A 15,815-nucleotide genomic window follows, 5' to 3' on the forward strand; every position below is an offset into this window, starting at 1 on the left:
AGGCTGAGGACCATGCACCGTCAGATCGCCGGCCGACTGACCGGCCCCGTCACCAAGTGGGTCGTCCTCGCGTTCTGGGTCCTGCTCGCGGTCGGCTCCGCGGGCTTCGCCCAGAAGCTGACCGAGGTCCAGAACAACGAGGCGTCGTCCTGGCTCCCCGCCAGCGCCGAGTCGACGCGTGCCCTCGAGAAGCTGGCGCCCTTCCAGGACCCGGATGTCATCCCGACGCTCGTGGTCTACGAGCGCGACTCCGGGCTGACCGAGGCCGACCGCGCTGAGGCGGCCGCCCAGGTCGCGGAGTTCCAGGAGCTCGACGGGGTCGAGGGTGAGGTGCTGGGCCCGATGCCGTCCGAGGACGGCGAGGCGATGCAGACGCTGATCTCCTTCAACTTCGGCTCGGACGGCTGGAGTGCCATGCCCGCCGTGGCCGACGAGCTGCGGGAGATCGCGCCCGGCGGCGACGGCCTCGCCGTGCACATCGCCGGCGCCGGAGGGCAGGCGGCGGACGCCGCGGAGGCCTTCGAGGGGATCGACGGCACCCTGCTCGTCGCCACCCTCAGCGTCGTCGTGGTGATCCTCCTGCTCACCTACCGGAGCCCCGTGCTGTGGATCCTGCCGATCTTCTGCGCCGGCATCTCGCTGTTCACCGCGCAGGCCCTGGTCTACCTGCTCGCCCGGTACGCCGACCTCACGGTGAACGGCCAGAGCCAGGCGATCCTCACGATCCTGGTGATCGGGGCCGGCACCGACTACGCCCTGCTGCTGGTGGCGAGGTACCGCGAGGAGCTGCGGCGGCACGAGGACCGGCACGAGGCGATGGCGTTCGCCCTGCACCGCGCCGCCCCCGCCATCGTGGCCAGTGCGGCGACCGTGATGCTCGGGCTCCTGTGCCTGATGTTCGCGGAGATGAACTCCACCGCCGGGCTCGGCCCGGTGGCCGCGATCGGCGTGGGCGTCACCCTCCTGGTGATGATCACGCTGCTGCCGGCGCTGCTGGTGATCGCCGGCCGCTGGGTGTTCTGGCCCAAGCGGCCGTCGTACCGGTCGCCGGAGCCCAGCCGGAACGGCCCGTGGGCCAGGGTGGGCCGCGGCATCTCCAAACGCCCCCGGTCGGTCTGGGTGGGCACCACGGCCGTCCTGGCGCTCGCCTGCCTCGGGCTGTTCCGGCTCGACGCGTCCGGCCTGTCCACGGAGGACAGCTACACCAAGGAGTTCGACTCGATCGTCGGTCAGCGGGTGCTGGCCGAGCACGGCCTGGTCGACCAGTCGAACACCGTCCAGGTCGTCGCGAACGCCGACCGCGCCGAGCAGGTGCGGCAGGCGATGACCGGGCTGGAGGGGGTCGGGGAGCCGAGCCCGCCGATGGTGGCCTCGGATGTCGCCTTCATCCAGGCGCCGATCGACGGGGACGCCGCGGCGCAGAGCACGTTCGACACCGTGGAGCGGGTCCGCGACAGCGTGAGCGGGGTCGCGGGCGCGGAGGCGCTGGTGGGCGGCTGGTCGGCGGTCTACCTCGACACCCAGAAGGCCGCCAACCGGGACAACGTCGTGATCATCCCGATCGTGCTGCTCGTGGTGTTCCTGATCCTGGTCGGGCTGCTGCGGGCGTTCACCGCGCCGCTGCTGCTCCTGGGCACGGTCGTGCTCTCCTTCGGTGCCGCCCTGGGCATCTCGGCGCTGCTGTTCGAGTACGTCTTCGGCTTCGCCGGGTCCGATCCGGCATTCCCGCTGTTCGCCTTCGTGTTCCTGGTGGCGCTGGGGATCGACTACAACATCTTCCTCATGACCCGGGTGCGCGAGGAGACCCTGCACCGGGGCACCAGGCAGGGGGCGCTGGTGGCGCTGACCTCGACCGGCGGGGTGATCACCTCCGCGGGCCTGGTGCTGGCGGCCACCTTCCTGGTGCTCAGCACGATCCCGGTGGTCTTCCTGGTCGAGCTCGGGGTCGCGGTGGCCCTCGGGGTCATGCTCGACACCATGGTCGTCCGGTCGATCCTGGTCACCGCGCTGAACCTCGACCTGGGCCCGCGGATCTGGTGGCCGAGCAGCCTCGACCGCGGCGACCACACGGTCGGTCCGACCCCGGAGCCCGAGCTCACCCCCACCCCCACCACCGCCTGACCCCGATACTCCACGAAGATCGAGTCGCCGATCACCCTCCTGGACGACTCGATCCTCGTGGAGTATCGGGAGGGGGCGGGGTGGAGCGTCGCGGGGGTGGGGCTGTGGCACGCTACGGGGCGTGCGCATGTGGCGGAGCTTCGAGGAGATCCCGGGGGACCTGGGGCGGACGGTCGTGACGGTCGGCAACTTCGACGGCGTGCACCTGGGCCACCAGCACGTGGTGCGTCGGGCCCGGGAGGCGGCCGACGAGGTCGGCGCCGAGCAGGTCGTCGCAGTCACCTTCGACCCGCACCCGATCGCGGTCCTGCGCCCCGAGCACGCGCCCCAGGCACTCACCACCGTCGAGGGCCGGGCCCGGCTGCTGGCCGCGAGCGGCGTCGACGCGGTGTTCGCCCTGCCGTTCGACCGCGACGTCGCGGGCTGGTCACCGGAGGAGTTCGTGGACCGGGTGCTGGTCGGGGCGCTGCGGGCGCGGGCCGTGGTGGTCGGCGCCAACTTCCGGTTCGGCCACCGGGCGGCCGGCGACGTGGCCTTCCTCGTCGAGGCCGGGGCCACCCGCGACTTCACCGTCGAGGGGGTGGCCCTCGACGGCGGGCCGCAGGTGTGGTCCTCCACCTACGTCCGCACCTGCCTGGCCGCCGGTGACGTGTCGGGGGCCGCCGAGGCGCTCGGCCGTCCCTTCTCCGTGACCGGCGTCGTGGTCCGCGGCGAGCGGCGCGGCCGCGAGCTGGGCTACCCGACCGCCAACGTCCCGGTCGGCCCCCTGGCCACCCCCGCCGACGGCGTGTACGCCGGCTGGCTGCGGCGGGCGGACACGGGGGAGTCCCTCCCGGCCGCCATCAGCGTCGGGACCAACCCCACCTTCGACGGCGAGCGGGACCGGCGGGTCGAGGCCTACGTCCTGGACGCCTCCGACCTCGAGCTGTACGGCGTGGAGGTCGAGGTCTCCTTCGTCGAGCGGCTGCGCGGCATGGTCCGCTTCGACGGCGTCGAGGCACTGGTGGCCACGATGGCCGACGACGTCGCCCGGGCCCGCGCCGTGCTGGAGGTCTGAGTGGCGACCCGCGACGCCACCGCCGCCGAGGCCGAGAGGTGGTTCGTCTCGCACGGGCTGCCGTGGTTCGTCGACGACGTCCGGGACGACGTACGCCGAGGGCTGGGCCGGCAGCGCCTGGTGTTGGTGGTGCTGCTCGCGGCGGTCACCGGAGCCGCGGCCGGCGCGGCGGTCGGCTGGTGGCAGCGCGATGTGGGCACCGGACTGACCGTGGCCAGCCAGGTGCTGATCGTCGGGCTGGCGCTCTACGCGCTGACCACGCTGCGGGCGTGGGCGATCGCGCGCTGGGCCGCGCGCCGGACGCTCGGCTCGCTGGGGCTGCTGTTCCCGCTGGTGACCCGGGCCCTGCCGCTGCTGCTGCTGTTCATCACGTTCCTGTTCATCAACGCCGAGGTGTGGCAGGTCTCGGCGACGCTGGACGGCTCGGTGATGTGGCTGACCGTGCTGATGTTCAGCGGCATCGCGGTCGGCTTCCTCATGGTCCGACTGCCCGAGGAGCTCGAGGTGTTCGACCGCGAGCTCGACCCGAGCCGGGTCGTCGCCGGGGCCCGTGGGACCCCGCTCGGGCCGGTGGCCGAGGCGCTGCTGGCCGAGGACGCCGTCGACCGCCGGCTCGAGACCAGGCTGGGCGGCCTGCAGAAGGTCAACCTGGTGCTGGTGCTGCTGATCACCCAGGCCGTGCAGGTGCTGCTGCTCAGCGTCTCGGTGTTCGTGTTCTTCCTGGTCTTCGGCGTGCTCGCCATGGACCCCAGCGTGGTGCAGAGCTGGGTCGGCCACCCGCCGGACCCGGTCCTGAGCGCGCAGACGGCCAGGTTGAGCCGAGAACTGGTGCAGGTCTCGGTCTTCCTGGCCGCCTTCTCGGGCCTCTACTTCACGGTGTACGCCGTCACCGACGAGCTGTACCGCAAGCAGTTCTTCACCACGATCGTGCGTGAGCTGGAACGGGCCGTCAGTGCCCGGGCCGCCTACCGACTGCTCAAGCAGGACTGACCCGGGCCCGGCTCAGGCGTCGAGGTCCTGCTCGACCAGCTCGGCGATCCGGTCCACCGCCGCCTGGTCGTCGCCGGAGACCTCGACGACGGCGCCCTTGCCGGCGCCCAGCGTCATGATCATCAACGCCGAGCCGGCGTCGACGCCCTCCTCTCCGGGGAGGCCGATCGTGACCTCGGCACCGAGCTCCTCGGCGGCGTCGGAGATGATCGCGGCGGGACGGGCGTGCAGGCCGACGGCGGAGCCGACGACGACGGACTTGGTGGGCATGGGTTCTCCTTCGTGGGGTGACTGGTGCCGGTGACGAACGACCGGATCAGACGGTGACCAGGTCGGTGTCGGTGTTGCTCAGGGACTTCAGGCCGATGACAGCGGCCGCTGCCACGAGCATGCCCGCGATCAGCGCGATGAGGAAGCCAATGATGTTGCCCACCGCGAACAGCACGAAGATGCCGCCGTGCGGGGCTCGCAGGGTCACGTCGAACGCCATGGCCAGACCGCCCGTGACGGCGCTGCCGGCCATGATCGAGGGGATGACCCGCAGCGGGTCGGCCGCGGCGAACGGGATCGCGCCCTCGGTGATGAACGAGGCGCCCATCAGCCAGGCCGCCTTGCCGTTCTCGCGCTCCGGCACGGTGAACAGCCGCGGCCGGACGACCGTCGCCAGGGCGAGCGCCAGCGGCGGCACCATCCCGGCCAGCATGACCGCGGCCATCACCTTCAGCTCGGGTGCGTCGGTGGCGGTGGCGGCGGCGCCGAGGCCGGCGGTGGCGAACGCGTAGGCGGTCTTGTTCAGCGGACCGCCCATGTCGAAGGCCATCATCAGCCCCAGGACGACACCGAGCAGGATGGCCAGCCCGGGACGGTCACCGAGGCTGGTGAGGCCGTCGGTCAGGGCCTGGGTGGCCTTGATGAGGGGCCGACCGAGGAGGACGACCATGACGAGTCCGCTCACCAGGGTCGCGCCGAGCGGGATCACCAGCACCGGCATCAGGCCACGGGCCCAGTGCGGCACGGGGCGGGAGGCGATCCAGTGGGCGACCACACCGGCCAGCACACCGCCGATGATGCCGCCGATGAAGCCGGTTCCGAGTGTGTTGGCGATCGCACCCATGACGAAGCCGGGGGCGATGCCGGGACGGTCGGCGATCGCGTAGGCGATGTAACCGGCCAGTGCCGGGACCAGGAAGCCGAACGCCGCCCCGCCGAGGACGAACAGCAGGCCGCCGAGGTAGGCGAAGAACCCGCTTCCGAAGAGCGCGTGGTCGAGCTCGAGGGCGGCCGGGTCGGGCAGGTTGAACAGCGTGTTGTCGGTGGCGACCTCCGGGTGGTTGACGATCTCGTAGCCGCCGAAGAGGAAGCCGAGCGCGATCAGCAGGCCGCCGGCGGCGACGAACGGGATCATGTAGGACACGCCGGTCATCAGCACTCGGCGGATCCGGCCGCCCCAGGTCTCCTCGGCACCGTGCCCGTCGGCGCCGGCGGCGGAGGCGTCGCCCTCGACACGTGGTGCACCGGGGTCGCCCGCGTAGCGCAGCGCCTCGGCGATCATGGCGTCGCCGTCGTCGATCGGGCGCTTGACACCCGAGCTGACCACCGGCTTGCCGGCGAAGCGGCTGCGGTCCCGGACCCCCACGTCGACGGCGAAGATCACCGCCGACGCGGCCGCGATCACCTCGCGGGCCAGCGGGGTCGACCCGGCCGATCCCTGGGTCTCCACGTGGATGTCGACTCCGGCGCGTTCGGCAGCGGCCTCGAGGGCCTCGGCGGCCATGTAGGTGTGGGCGATGCCGGTCGGGCAGGCGGTGACCGCCACCAGGCTGGGGCGGGCGTCGGGGGCCGGTGCCGTGGCCGCGTGCGTCCCCGCGCCGGGCTGGGCGCCGGCGTGGGCGCCGGCCGTGGCCGGTGTCGGTTCCGTTGACGGGGCCGGTGTCGGGGCGGGCGTCGGGGCGGGGGCCGCGGCTCCCTGCGGGGAGACCACGGCGCTGACGAGCTCGACGACCCGGTCGGCGCTCTCGGCACCGCGCAGGGCCTGGGTGAACTCCGACTTCACCAGAGCCCGAGCCAGCTTGGTCAGGACCTGCAGGTGGGTGGCGTCGCCCCCCGCGGGGGCGGCGATCAGGAAGGCCAGGTCGGCCGGGCCGTCCTTGGCGCCGAAGTCGACAGGAGGCGCGAGCCGGGCGAAGACCAGGGTGGGCTCCTGCACCGCCTCGGTCCGGCAGTGCGGGATCGCGATGCCCCCTGGGAGGCCGGTGGCGGAGGTGGACTCTCGGGCCAGGGCGTCGACGACGAGCGTGTCCGCATCGGAGGTGCGCCCGGCGGTGGCGACGACGTCGGCGAGGGCCCGGATCACCTCCTCCTTCGTGGAACCGAGCTCCACGTCGAGGCGGACTAGGTCCGCGGTGATCATCTCGGTCATGTGCTGGCTCCTGTGCTGAGTTGATGAACCGTGACGAGGTCGGGGCGGAGGTGCCCCGGCTCGGGAATCGTGGTGCCGGGCAGTGCGGCCGCGGCGCTGCCGTAGGCGACGGCGTACCGCAGCCGTCCGGCCGGGGGGAGGCCCTGGGACTCGCCCCACAGGTAGCCGAACAGGCTGGAGTCGCCGGCACCGACGGTGCTCAGCACCGTGGTCGGCGGTGGGACCGCGTGCCAGGCGCCCTCGGCCGTGGCCAGCACGGCGCCCTCGGAGCCCAGGGTGGCCAGCACCGCCCCCACCCCGCGCCCGACCAGCTGGGTCGCGGCCCGCGCGGTCGCGGCCGGGTCCGCCTCGAGCTCGTCCGCGAGGTGACCGGTCAGGCTGGCCAGCTCCTCGGCGTTGGGCTTGAGCAGGTCGGGCGCGATCCCCGGCAGGGCGGCGGCCAGGGCCTTGAGCGGCTCCTCGCTGGTGTCGACCGCCACCCGGGCGGTGGTGCCCCGCAGCGCCGAGACCAGCCGGGCGTACCAGTCGTCGGGCGCCCCGGGCGGCAGCGACCCGGCGAGGACCACCCAGTCGCCGGTCCCCGCCTCGTGGAGGAGCGCGGACTCCAGCCGGGCGAGCAGGTCGGCGTCGGCCACGTTGCCGGGGCTGTTGAGCTTGGTCGTGGTGCCGTCCGGCTCGGTGATCGTGAGGTTGACCCGCACGTGACCGTGCACCGGCTCGGGTCGGCAGGGCAGCCCGGCCGCGTGCAGGTCGTGCACGAAGGGGTCGTCGGGGTCGGCCGGGAAGACCGCGGTGGTGGGCAGCCCCGCGGACTGCGCGGCCCGCGAGATGTTGACGCCCTTGCCACCGGCCTGGGAGCTGAGCTCGCGGGTGCGCTGCACGGCACCGCGGTCCAAGGGGCCGTCCAGGGCGACGGTGGTGTCGATGCTCGGGTTGGGGGTCAGCGTGACGATCATGCGACCACGACCTCCACTCCGGCCTCGTCCAGGACCCGTCGGTCCTCGTCGCGGATCCCGGGGTCGGTGACCACCACGTCCACGTCGGAGAGCCGGGCGAAGCTGACCGTGCGCTCGGCGCCGAACTTGCTCGCGTCGGTGAGCACGACCACCCGTCGGGCGGCCGCGATGAGCGCCCGCTTGACGGCTGCCTCGGCCGGGTCGGGGGTCGAGAAGCCGTGGTCGGCGGTGATGCCGTTGGTGCCCACGAACGCGAGGTCCACCCGGAGCCGGCCGAGCGCGGCCACGGTGTCCTCGCCGACGGCGGCCTGGGTGGTGGAGCGGACCCGGCCGGGGAGCAGGTGCAGCTCCACGTTGGCCTGTCCGGCCAGCCGGCTGGCGACCGGCACGGCATGGGTGAGCACGGTGATCCGTCGGTCGCGGGGGAGCAGGCCGGCCAGGCGGTGCGTCGTGCTGCCGGCGTCGAGGAGCATCGTCGCGTCCCCGGGCGGCACCAGGGCGACCGCGGTCCGCGCGATCCGGTCCTTCTCCTTGGTGTGGGCCAGGTCCCGCTCGGCCAGCGCCGCCTCGGTCACCGGCAGCGAGTCCGCGGGCACCGCGCCCCCGTGCACCCGGCGCAGGAGGCCCGCCCGCTCGAGCACCGTCAGGTCACGGCGCACCGTCTCGGTGGTCACCTCGTAGGCTTCGGCGAGATCGGCCACCGACACCCGGCCGATCCGGCCCACGTGGTGGGCCATCGCCTCTTGCCGCTCCTCGGCGTACATCCGACCTCCTCGTTCCGATTTTCTGTGCTTATGTTGTTTTACGCCCGAATGTGTTGACTGTCAAGCATCTCCCGGTGCACAGTTGTGACCATGACCACTTCCGAGCAGGCCAGCACCGTTCTCCAGGGCACCCCGGTCGTTCCCGGCCTCGCCTGTGCCCCCGCACTCCTCGTCCGCGGCGAGATCTCCCCCGAGGCGCTGGCTCGCTTCGGCACGGGTGACTTCGACGACGCCGAGGCCGCCCTCGCGGCGTACGACGACGCCGTCACCGCCGTCGCGGACGGGTTTGCCCGCCGTGCCGAGCGGGCCTCCGGTGCCGCGGCCGAGGTGCTGACCGCCAGCGCCGGCCTGGCCCGGGACAAGGGCCTGCGCGGTGCGGTCCGGACCCGACTCCGCGCGGGCGATCCGCTGCTCGGGGCGCTGGACGGCGCGGTCGAGCAGTTCTCCGGGGTGTTCACCCAGATGGGCGGGCTCATGGCCGAGCGGGTCACCGACCTCGAGGACATCGGGCGTCGCCTGACCGCCCGACTGGTCGGCGAGCCGGAGCCCGGCGTGCCGGTGCCCGAGGTGCCCTCGGTCCTGGTCGCCGCCGACCTGGCGCCCGCGGACACCGCCGGCCTCGACCCCCAGCGCGTCGTCGCGCTGGTCACCGAGCGCGGCGGCGCGACCAGCCACACCGCGATCATCGCCCGGCAGTTCGGGATCCCCTGCGTGGTCGGGGTCGGAGGCGCGCTCGAGGTCGCCGCCGGCGCGCTGCTCCTGGTGGACGGCTCCACCGGGACGATCGAGGTCGACCCCGACCCCGAGCAGGCCCAGGCTCGGGTCGAGCGGGACCTCGCCGACCGGGCCGTCGTCGGCGCCTGGTCCGGCCCTGCCGCCACGGCGGACGGCGTGCCGGTCAAGCTGCTCGCGAACGTCGCCGACGGCTCCTCGGCACGCGACGCGGCGGGCGCCCCCGTCGACGGGGTGGGCCTCTTCCGCACCGAGCTCTGCTTCCTCGACCGCTCCGAGGAGCCCACGGTGGACGAGCAGGCGGCGGTGTACGCCGAGGTGCTCAACGCCTTCTCCGGGCGCGGACCGGTCGTGGTCCGGACCCTCGACGCGGGCTCGGACAAGCCGATCGCGTTCGCCACCCACGAGGGCGAGGAGAACCCCGCCCTCGGCGTCCGCGGGCTGCGGCTCTCCTTCGACAACCCCGGGCTGCTGGACCGTCAGGTCGCGGCGATCGCGCAGGCCGCGGAGGAGACCGGCACCGAGACCTGGATCATGGCCCCCATGGTGGCCACCGTGGCCGAGGCCGAGGACTTCGCCGGCCGGGTGCGTGCGCACGGCCTGCGGGCCGGGATCATGATCGAGATCCCGAGCGCCGCGCTGATCGCCGACCGGATGCTCGAGGTGGTCGACTTCCTCTCGCTGGGCACCAACGACCTGACGCAGTACACGATGGCGGCGGACCGGATGGCCACCGACCTGACCCACCTCACCGACGCCTGGCAGCCGGCCGTGCTCCAGCTGGTGTCGCAGACGGCCGCCGCGGGCCAGGCGGCGGGCAAGCCCGTCGGCGTCTGCGGTGAGTCCGCGGCCGACCCGATGCTGGCCTGCGCCATGGTCGGCATGGGGGTGACGTCGCTCTCGATGGCCGGGGCTGCGGTTCGCCCGGTCGGGGTGGCCCTCGGCGGGGTGAGCCTGGAGACCTGCCGCGAGGCGGCCCGGGCGGCCTTGGACTCGCGGGACCCGATGGCCGCCCGCACCGCCGTGCGCGAGGTGCTGGACCGCGGTCGCGACGCCGGCTGACCGCCGGCGCTGCGGGCCGGGTCAGGAGACGGTGACCGGCACCCCGTTCAGGGCGGCGTTGCCGCTGGCGGCGTCCAGCAGCTGGGGATCGGTCAGGTCGTTGACGGAGACACCCTCGACCCGGCTCGCCCGGGTCAGCCGGACGCCGTCGCGCTGGTGCCCGTAGCCGTGCGGGAGGCTCACCACGCCGCGCATGACGTCCTCGGTGGCCTGCACCTCGACCCGCACCTGGCCGACCCGGCTGGCCACGGTGACGGTGCCGCCGTCGTCGAGCCCGCGCTGGGCGAGGTCGTCTGGGTGCATGAACAGGTGGTGCCGCGCCCGGCCGCGCGTGAGCCGCTCGGTGTTGTGCAGCCAGGAGTTGCAGTCGCGCTGGTGACGGCGCCCGATGAGCAGGAGCTGCCCGGGCTCCGGCGGCGGCGCCGCGGCCAGCCGGTCGAGGTCGGCCAGGACCAGCGCCGGAGCGAGGTCGATCCGCCCGTCGCCGGTCTGCAGCCGCCCGGGCATCAGACCCGCCCGCAGCGGGCCGAGGTCGACGCCCTGCGGCTGCCGGCGCAGCTGACGCAGGGACGGTCCGGACCGCCCGGCCCTCAAGAGGGCGCCGATCAGCACGGTCGGTGGGGTGCCGAGCCGCAGCCGTGAGACCAGGGCCTTCTTCCACGGCCGGCGCCGACTCACCCGCGCCGCCGTCCGGCTGGCGATCTCGCGGTAGATCTCCCAGTCGTGCAGCTGGTCGGCCGGCTTGGCGAAGACCGCGGGGGTGAACCGCGCGGTGTTGCGCACCGCGAGCGCCTGGAAGACCAGGTCGTAGTGGTCCCGCTCCAGCGCCGTGGCCGGCGGCAGGACGACGTCCGCGTGCCGGGTGGTCTCGTTGAGGTAGATGTCGACGGCCGCGTAGAAGTCCAGGCCCTCCAGGGTCCGGGCCAGCCCGGCCCCGTCCGGGGTGGACAGGACGGGGTTGCCGGCCAGGGTGAGCAGGGTCCGGACCTGCCCCTCGCCCGGGGTCTCCATCTCCTCGCGCATCACTGACGCGGGCAGCTCGCCGGCGAACTCCGGCAGCCCGCGGACCCGGCTGCGCCACAGGTCGTGGTGCCCCCGGCCGACCAGGCCGCGGCCGACGATGTCGATCGCCGGGCTGGTGAACATCGCACCCCCGACCCGGTCGAGGTTGCCCGAGAGGATGTTGAGCAGCTGCACCGCCCACTGGCAGACGGTGCCGAACTCCTGGGTGGAGACGCCGAGCCGGCCGTAGGCCACGGCGCCGTCGGCGGCGGCGTACTCCCGGGCGATCCGCTCGATGTCCGCGGCCGGGATGCCGCTCATCGCCTCGGCCCGCTCGGTGGTGAACGGTGCCACCGCCGAGCGCACCGTCTCCAGCCCGTCGACGTAGGCCGGCACGGCGGTCAGGCCCTCCGCGAGCAGCAGGCGCACCATGGCCAGCAGGACGAACGCGTCCGAGCCGGGGCGCACGAAGTGGTGCTCGTCGGCGACCCGTGCGGTCTCGGTGCGCCGCGGGTCGAGGACCGTCATCCGGCCGCCGCGCGCCTTCAGCTCACGCAGCCGGCCCGGGAAGTCGGGGACCGTCATCAGCGATCCGTTCGAGGCCATCGGGTTGCCGCCGACCACCAGGAAGTACGACGTCCGGTCCAGGTCCGGGATCGGGATCAGCAGCTGGTGTCCGTAGAGCAGGTGGGCGACCAGCTGGTGCGGCAGCTGGTCGACGCTCGTGGCGCTCCAGATGTTGCGGGTGCGCAGGGTGGAGACCATCGCGGTGCCGTGCGTCATCGAGCCGAGGCTGTGCACGTTGGGGTTGCCGAGGTAGACCCCGACGCTGTTCCCGCCGTGCTCGTCGATGCTGGCCGCGACCCGGTCGGCGACCAGGTCCAGGGCCTCGTCCCAGCCGATCTCCTGCCACTGCGGCTCGCCGTCCTCGCCGACCACCCGGCGCACCGGGGCCCGGAGCCGGTCGGGGTCGGTGTGCAGGTCGGCGATCGCCACCCCCTTGGGGCAGATGTGGCCCCGGGACAGCGGGTCGTCGGGGTTGCCCCGCACCCCGGTCACCTCGCCGTCCTCGATCGTCAGCCGCAGGCCGCAGATCGCCTCGCAGAGGTTGCACACGCCCAGGCGGGTGCCGGTGAACCCGGGCGGGACCGGTCCGCCGGAGGCGAGGTCGCCCACGCGGGAGCCCAGCTGTGAGCCCAGTCGCGAGCCCAGTCGTGAGCCCAGTCGTGCGCCGAGGGCGGTGACCCGGGCGGCACGGTCGGCGATCGTGGGGAGCGGCGCGGGGGTCCTCATGCCCGCATCATGCCCGCAGTCGCGGCGAGGCGGGAGACGGGTGGCCGGATCCGGGGTTACGGTCGGGGTCCGATCGCCCGCGCCACGCGGGCGAGCCTGCAGAAGGGAACACACGCATGGGATACGGACTCGGGGTCTTCCTCATGGCCCTCGGCCTGATCCTGGCCTTCGCCGTCTCCGACGTGATCGAGGGCGTCGACCTCACGATGGTGGGCTACATCCTCGTGCTGGCCGGCATCCTGATCGTCGCGCTGACGGCGTTCCAGGCGAACCGGGGCCGCAGCGCCAGCAACGTCACCCGGACCACCCACGCGGACGGCCGGCAGACGGTCACCGAGCAGCGCAACGAGTCGGACCCGCCGCCGGCGGTGTGAGCACCGGGACCGGCCGGGCCCCCTCGCGTCTCGATTCGCGGGGGAGCCCGGCCGGTTGGTAGTCTCCTACGGTTGTCCGCGTGCGGACAGCACTCACAGCACCACCCTGCCGTGCAACGGCCGCGGATCCAGAGTGCCCGGGTGAACAGGCCCCGGCGCGCCGCGCAACGGACAAGAACCGGAAGGAGCCCCGCATGTCGATCGGTACCGACGCGGAGACCAAGAAGAAGATCATCGCTGAGTACGGCGCATCCGAGGGTGACACCGGCTCGCCCGAGGTGCAGATCGCGCTGCTGAGCCACCGCATCAGCCACCTCACCGAACACCTCAAGGCGCACAAGCACGACCACCACAGCCGTCGTGGCCTGCTGCTGCTCGTCGGCCAGCGCCGCCGCCTGCTGAACTACCTGCAGAAGACCGAGATCGCGCGCTACCGCTCGATCGTGGAGCGGCTCGGCCTGCGTCGATGACGTGATGGAGCGGTCACCCCGTCGGGGTGGCCGCTCCTGCTACATCCGGGTCCGGCGCTAGGGTCGGACACGTCCCCCCGGCTCGCCGGGGACAAGTCAAGACAGGACACACCACCAAGGAGCGCCCCGCGAAGTCCGGCCCGGTCCTCGGTAGTGGCCCTCAGGAAGCCTCTGCGGCCTGCGAGCCTCGATCGAAGACCGGCCCCTCCACCGCGACGGTGGGGGACAGGCGGGACGCGCGGGACCGCTCCGCGAACAGAAAGGACAGTGCCCAGGGCATGTCCAACACCACAGAACCGATCATCTCCGCCGTGGAGACCGTGCTCGACAACGGCAGCTACGGCACCCGCACCGTCAAGTTCGAGACCGGGCTGCTGGCCCGCCAGGCCGCCGGCTCGGTGACCGCCTACCTCGACGACGACACCATGCTGCTCTCGGCGACCACCGCCGGCAAGCAGCCCAAGGACCACTTCGACTTCTTCCCCCTGACGATCGACGTCGAGGAGCGGATGTACGCCGCGGGCCAGATCCCCGGCTCGTTCTTCCGCAGCGAGGGCCGGCCGGGTGAGGACGCGATCCTCACCTGCCGCCTGATCGACCGCCCGCTGCGCCCGACCTTCAAGAAGGGGCTGCGCAACGAGGTCCAGGTCGTCATCACCGTGATGGCGCTGGACCCCGACCACCCCTACGACGTGCTGGCGATCAACGCCGCGTCGCTGTCCACCCAGCTGTCCGGCCTGCCGTTCTCCGGCCCGGTCGGCGGCGTCCGGGTGGCCCTCATCGGCGGCCAGTGGGTCGCCTTCCCGACCCACAGCCAGCTCGAGGAGGCCGTGTTCGACATGGTCGTGGCCGGTCGGGTCACCGAGTCCGGTGACGTGGCGATCATGATGGTCGAGGCCGAGGCCACCGAGCAGACCTGGACGCTCGTGCAGTCGGGTGTCCAGGCGCCGACCGAGGAGGTCGTGGCCAGCGGCCTCGACGCCGCCAAGCCCTTCATCAAGCAGCTGTGCGACGCCCAGGCCGAGCTCGCGAAGGAGGCCGCGAAGCCGGTCCGCGAGTTCCCGGTCTTCCTGGACTACGAGGACGACGTGTACGCCGCGGTCGAGTCGGCCGTGAAGGACGACACCGCCGCAGCGCTGACCATCGGCGACAAGCAGGAGCGCGAGGAGAAGCTCGACGCCATCAAGGCCTCGCTGCTCGAGCAGGTCGGTGCCTCCTTCGAGGGCCGCGAGAAGGAGGTCGGCGCCGCGTTCCGCGCGCTGAACAAGGAGCTGGTCCGGGCCCGCGTGCTCCGGGACAAGGTCCGCATCGACGGCCGCGGGCTGGCCGACATCCGGCCCCTGCACGCCGAGGTCGGCGTGATCCCGCGGGTGCACGGCTCGGCGCTGTTCGAGCGCGGCGAGACCCAGATCCTGGGGGTCAGCACGCTGAACATGCTCACGCTGGAGCAGAAGCTGGACACCCTCTCCCCGGAGAAGACCCGCCGCTACATGCACAAGTACGTCTTCCCGCCGTTCTCCACCGGCGAGACCGGCCGCGTGGGCTCGCCCAAGCGGCGCGAGGTCGGGCACGGTGCGCTGGCCCGCCGGGCGCTGCTGCCGGTGCTGCCGACCCGCGAGGAGTTCCCCTACGCGATCCGTCAGCTCTCCGAGGCGATGGGCTCGAACGGCTCCACCTCCATGGGCTCGGTCTGCGCCTCCACGATGTCGCTGCTGCAGGCCGGTGTGCCGCTGCGCGCCGCCGTGGCCGGCATCGCGATGGGGCTCATCACCGGTGAGGTCGACGGCAAGACCGAGTACGTCGCGCTGACCGACATCCTCGGCGCCGAGGACGCCTTCGGCGACATGGACTTCAAGGTCGCCGGCACCCGGGAGTTCGTCACCGCGCTGCAGCTGGACACCAAGCTCGACGGCATCCCCGCCGACGTGCTGGCCGGGGCGCTCACCCAGGCGAAGGACGCGCGGCTCGCGATCCTCGACGTCATGGGCGAGGCCATCGACGCGCCGGAGGAGATGTCGCTGCACGCGCCGCGGATCATCACCGTCCGGGTGCCGGTCGACAAGATCGGTGAGGTCATCGGGCCCAAGGGCAAGGTGATCAACCAGATCCAGGACGACACCGGCGCCAGCCTGTCCATCGAGGACGACGGGACCGTCTACATCGGTGCCACGAACGGCGAGGCCGCCGAGGCGGCGCGGACGATGGTCAACGCGATCGCGAACCCGACCATGCCCGAGGTCGGCGAGCGCTACCTCGGCACGATCGTCAAGACGACCAACTTCGGTGCGTTCGTCTCGCTCATGCCGGGCAAGGACGGCCTGCTGCACATCAGCAAGCTGCGTGCCCTCGCCGGCGGCAAGCGGGTCGACGCGGTCGAGGACGTCGTCTCGGTCGGCCAGAAGGTCCAGGTCGAGATCGCCGAGATCGACGACCGCGGCAAGCTCTCGCTGATCCCGGTCGTCGACGACGCCGGCTCCGACGAGGGCGCCTCGGACGCCGAGGGCGACTCGGACGACTGAGCGTGACCAGGTCCGCGCGCAGGTCCCGTGAGGGGTCGCAGGGCCTTCGGGCAGCC

The 15,815-nt window shown here is 72.9% G+C and carries 12 protein-coding genes; 7 read left to right on the top strand and 5 right to left on the bottom strand.

Features of this window, described 5'->3' with window-relative positions; translation table 11 throughout:
• Nucleotides 1-12: 12 nt before the first annotated feature.
• From IE331_RS05570 to IE331_RS05580, 3 genes are all read left to right on the top strand, one after another.
• Nucleotides 13-2,121: an MMPL family transporter gene (locus IE331_RS05570; protein ID WP_192141239.1), complete on the top strand. Its 2,109-nt coding sequence runs from the start codon at nucleotides 13-15 to the stop codon at nucleotides 2,119-2,121.
• Nucleotides 2,122-2,248: 127 nt separating this feature from the next.
• The gene (locus IE331_RS05575) at nucleotides 2,249-3,178 is read left to right on the top strand and encodes a bifunctional riboflavin kinase/FAD synthetase (protein WP_192141768.1); all 930 of its coding nucleotides are present in this window, start codon (nucleotides 2,249-2,251) and stop codon (nucleotides 3,176-3,178) included.
• Nucleotides 3,179-4,168, top strand: a complete 990-nt coding sequence (locus tag IE331_RS05580; RefSeq protein WP_192141241.1) for a hypothetical protein — start codon at nucleotides 3,179-3,181, stop codon at nucleotides 4,166-4,168.
• Between the two features lie 12 nt (nucleotides 4,169-4,180).
• Here the strand turns inward: IE331_RS05580 and IE331_RS05585 are convergent, their stop codons facing one another.
• The 4 genes from IE331_RS05585 to IE331_RS05600 are packed head-to-tail and all read right to left on the bottom strand — an operon-like array spanning nucleotide 4,181 to nucleotide 8,307.
• Entirely contained in the window at nucleotides 4,181-4,438 is a 258-nt protein-coding gene (locus tag IE331_RS05585) for an HPr family phosphocarrier protein (RefSeq protein WP_192141243.1), read from the bottom strand.
• A 46-nt stretch (nucleotides 4,439-4,484) separates the two neighbouring features.
• Complete coding sequence (locus IE331_RS05590) at nucleotides 4,485-6,587, bottom strand: PTS fructose transporter subunit IIABC (protein WP_192141245.1); 2,103 nt, start codon at nucleotides 6,585-6,587, stop codon at nucleotides 4,485-4,487.
• Complete coding sequence (locus IE331_RS05595) at nucleotides 6,584-7,543, bottom strand: 1-phosphofructokinase family hexose kinase (protein ID WP_192141247.1); 960 nt, start codon at nucleotides 7,541-7,543, stop codon at nucleotides 6,584-6,586. Before IE331_RS05595 ends, IE331_RS05590 begins: the two co-directional genes overlap by 4 nt.
• Entirely contained in the window at nucleotides 7,540-8,307 is a 768-nt protein-coding gene (locus tag IE331_RS05600) for a DeoR/GlpR family DNA-binding transcription regulator (protein WP_192141249.1), read from the bottom strand. The genes IE331_RS05595 and IE331_RS05600 overlap by 4 nt, the downstream gene beginning before the upstream one ends.
• 90 nt (nucleotides 8,308-8,397) lie before the next feature.
• Here IE331_RS05600 and IE331_RS05605 point away from each other — a divergent pair, with 90 nt between their 5' ends.
• Complete coding sequence (locus IE331_RS05605; protein WP_192141251.1) at nucleotides 8,398-10,101, top strand: phosphoenolpyruvate--protein phosphotransferase; 1,704 nt, start codon at nucleotides 8,398-8,400, stop codon at nucleotides 10,099-10,101.
• A 21-nt stretch (nucleotides 10,102-10,122) separates the two neighbouring features.
• Here the strand turns inward: IE331_RS05605 and IE331_RS05610 are convergent, their stop codons facing one another.
• Entirely contained in the window at nucleotides 10,123-12,396 is a 2,274-nt protein-coding gene (locus IE331_RS05610; protein ID WP_192141253.1) for a molybdopterin-dependent oxidoreductase, read from the bottom strand.
• Nucleotides 12,397-12,512: 116 nt separating this feature from the next.
• Here IE331_RS05610 and IE331_RS05615 point away from each other — a divergent pair, with 116 nt between their 5' ends.
• The 3 genes from IE331_RS05615 to IE331_RS05625 all read left to right on the top strand — a co-directional run bounded on the left by IE331_RS05615 (nucleotide 12,513) and on the right by IE331_RS05625 (nucleotide 15,759).
• Entirely contained in the window at nucleotides 12,513-12,770 is a 258-nt protein-coding gene (locus tag IE331_RS05615) for a DUF6458 family protein (protein WP_192141255.1), read from the top strand.
• A gap of 194 nt (nucleotides 12,771-12,964) precedes the next feature.
• Nucleotides 12,965-13,240 (top strand): 30S ribosomal protein S15, encoded by a 276-nt coding sequence (gene rpsO, locus IE331_RS05620; RefSeq protein ID WP_192141261.1) that lies wholly within the window; start codon nucleotides 12,965-12,967, stop codon nucleotides 13,238-13,240.
• 278 nt (nucleotides 13,241-13,518) lie between these two features.
• Nucleotides 13,519-15,759 carry a polyribonucleotide nucleotidyltransferase gene (locus IE331_RS05625; protein ID WP_192141263.1) on the top strand — a complete coding sequence of 747 codons (2,241 nt, stop codon included), beginning with the start codon at nucleotides 13,519-13,521 and terminating at the stop codon, nucleotides 15,757-15,759.
• Nucleotides 15,760-15,815: the final 56 nt, after the last annotated feature.

Source organism: Nocardioides donggukensis (assembly GCF_014842875.1).
Classification (GTDB): domain Bacteria; phylum Actinomycetota; class Actinomycetes; order Propionibacteriales; family Nocardioidaceae; genus Nocardioides; species Nocardioides donggukensis.